Consider the following 2,396-nt stretch of genomic DNA (forward strand, 5'->3'; position numbering starts at 1 on the left):
TGTCTCGGTCGTCCCGTGCGCTCCTTCCGCGGTGTGCAGCTTTGCAACAATCCGAGAACGCTGGCCAGGATCTGGCCAGATGGAGAGCGCGAACCCGCTCGGTTATGTCAGCCAGGCCGCGAAGTCACGCCCGGTCGCAAACGTCTCGATCGGCGGCGCGAGCGCGGCTATCGCCGTGGCGGTGATGGGACCCAGACCCTCAAGACTCCCCTCATTCTCAGACGGCCCCGAAAGTATCGGCGAAGACCGGTTGTTCGGCGAGCATCGCGGCGAAGCGTTCGACGAGTGGGACCAGTTGCTGTTCGGGCATGTTCGGCATGAGGTCGTAGAGCATGGTGCCCTGGCGGAACAGCGAATGGGTGCGGCGCTTGGTGGTGTTTGACTTGAGGTGGCGATCATATCCGAGCGCCTCACCGGCGGCCCCGAGCAATGTCAGCAAGGCGACCGCCAATGCATTCAACAGCCACAGACGATCGCGGCGGGCAGGCGTGCTGACACGGATCGATGCCATGCCCATGCCAAAGCGCAAATCCTTTGTGTCGCGGAATCCGCACTCGATTCCCCAGCGTTTGCCGTACAGACCCTTGAGGTCGTTGGCGGTCGCCTCGGCGCGGCTGGTGGCCAGGCACCAAGCCTGCTTCATGTCCTTGTCGCGCACGCACAGCACGGTGCCGACCTGATAACGGTCAGCCGTCACCTCGGCGCCGCGCAGCACCTTGGCGCGTCCACCGGGTCCGACCCAGGCGGCGGCGGTGCGCGTCTCGCCGTCCCGCGCGGTGACGATGATGTTTGCGCGGAAGCGGATGACGTAATCGAATTTCAGTTGCTCGCTCAGCACACGGTAGAGCTTCTGGTCACCGAAGCCTCGGTCGGCCACGATGCACACCTTGATATCGCTCGGCAGGGCGTCGGCGAGGCGGACCAGCACCTGATATTCGTATTCGTTGCGATGGTTCTTGAGCGTGGCGGTGTCCACCGTCAGCCACAACAGAGGGGTGGCGCGGCCATGCCGGGTCAGCAGCGACAGCATGATGGTGGCTTGTCCATCTGCGTCGAAGTCGGTCCAGTCCATCGCGACGTTGATGTTGGTGCGGGGTCCGGCCACGTACGGCACCCAGTGGCGCCGCGCCGCGTCGATATCGATCCCCTCGTTGGACAGCAGCCGGTCTACCTGCTTGACGGCATGTTTCGTCTTCAAGCCGCGCGCCTGGGCCAGTCCCAGGCCAATGGCATGGACTGCAAGCGACCCCGACCTGATAACGCCGAGGCTGGCGTTAGCCAGTGACAGCACACGCTTGGCGTGCAGGTCGCCGTCGAACAGGCCACTCAGGAAGGCATGGACGCCCTTGAAACCAAGGGTCGGGTTGGGCTGCATCGGTGGCCCCGCGAATCGTGTTGCACGTGGGGAGATTCGCGGTTCGCAAGCTCAAGGCAACTGGTTTGCGACAAAAGCAAGGATGCGAATCCGATGACGCTGATCCTGATTCCGTTCCTAAACCAGCCGCCAGCGGCAAGATTCTTTTGTTACGCATCGCGCCCAGGCGGAAATGAGGGGAGGCGTAAGGCCGACCAGGTCACCGCGGCCGGAATTACTCAGCAGTCGGTAACATAGGCGACATCTGGTGCTTGAAAGAATGATCGCACCAGCCGCGGAATGCGCTTGAGTGCGGCGAGTTGCGCCTCGATCCTGTCCCGCAACTTCTCGCCCTGGCGCAGCGGCGCTCGGGCAACGCCGGTGCGCTTCAAGTGGCTCCAGACCAGCTCGTCGGGGTTCAGCTCCGGCGCATAGCCGGGAAGGAAGTGCAGCGTCAGCATGCCATTGGTGGAGGCGACATAGGCTTTCACCAGCGCCGTCTTGTGCGCGGGCAGTCCGTCGACGACCAGATGCACAGGCTTCGAGCGGCGCCGCATCATCTGCCGCAGCAGGGTGACGAACAACTCGGCGTTCAGCCCACCTTGGTAGGTACAATACCAGAATGCGCCACGGGCATTCACCGCGGAGGCGGCGCTGATGGATTGGCGCTGGCCGGGTCGCTCGACCACCGGGGTTTGCCCCTTCACGCCCCAGGTCTTGCCGTGCACGGTATCGGCGCGAAACCCGGACTCATCCCAAAACCAGACCTCGCCGCCCGAGGCGCGGGCCTGCCGGGCAATGGCGGGGAACCGCTCGCGCCGCCAGTGCTCGATCGCGTCGGGATCGCGCTGATAGGCCCGTTGCAGCGGCTTCTGCGGCGTCAGCCCCAGCTTGGCGAGCAAAGCCCCGACCGCCGTCACGCCGAGCCTGACGCCCAATTTGCGCTCGATCAGGTCGGCCACCACGGCGCGCGTCCACAGCCCGGAGTCCAGGCCATACTGGCGCGGATCGCGACCGTTGATCCAACGAAACACCTGCTGAT

General features: G+C 64.5%; 2 protein-coding genes and 1 pseudogene. All 3 read right to left on the minus strand.

What is annotated here, in order from left to right; genetic code table 11:
• Nucleotides 1-108 precede the first annotated feature (108 nt).
• A pseudogene (locus tag VGP39_RS28240) lies at nt 109-207 on the minus strand (transposase); the annotation flags it as partial.
• Nucleotides 208-217: 10 nt separating this feature from the next.
• Nucleotides 218-1,375 (minus strand): IS4 family transposase, encoded by a 1,158-nt coding sequence (locus VGP39_RS06665; protein ID WP_327567313.1) that lies wholly within the window; start codon nt 1,373-1,375, stop codon nt 218-220.
• Between the two features lie 218 nt (nt 1,376-1,593).
• On the minus strand, nt 1,594-2,396 hold an 803-nt coding region (locus VGP39_RS06670), incomplete at its 5' end, for an IS630 family transposase (RefSeq protein ID WP_327567314.1).

It is taken from the genome of Bradyrhizobium sp., assembly GCF_036009065.1.
GTDB lineage: Bacteria > Pseudomonadota > Alphaproteobacteria > Rhizobiales > Xanthobacteraceae > Bradyrhizobium.

Excerpts from the sequence above, each read along its gene's own strand:
- VGP39_RS06665 (WP_327567313.1), bottom strand. The coding sequence starts at position 1,375 with ATGCAGCCCAACCCGACCCTTGGTTTCAAGGGCGTCCATGCCTTCCTG.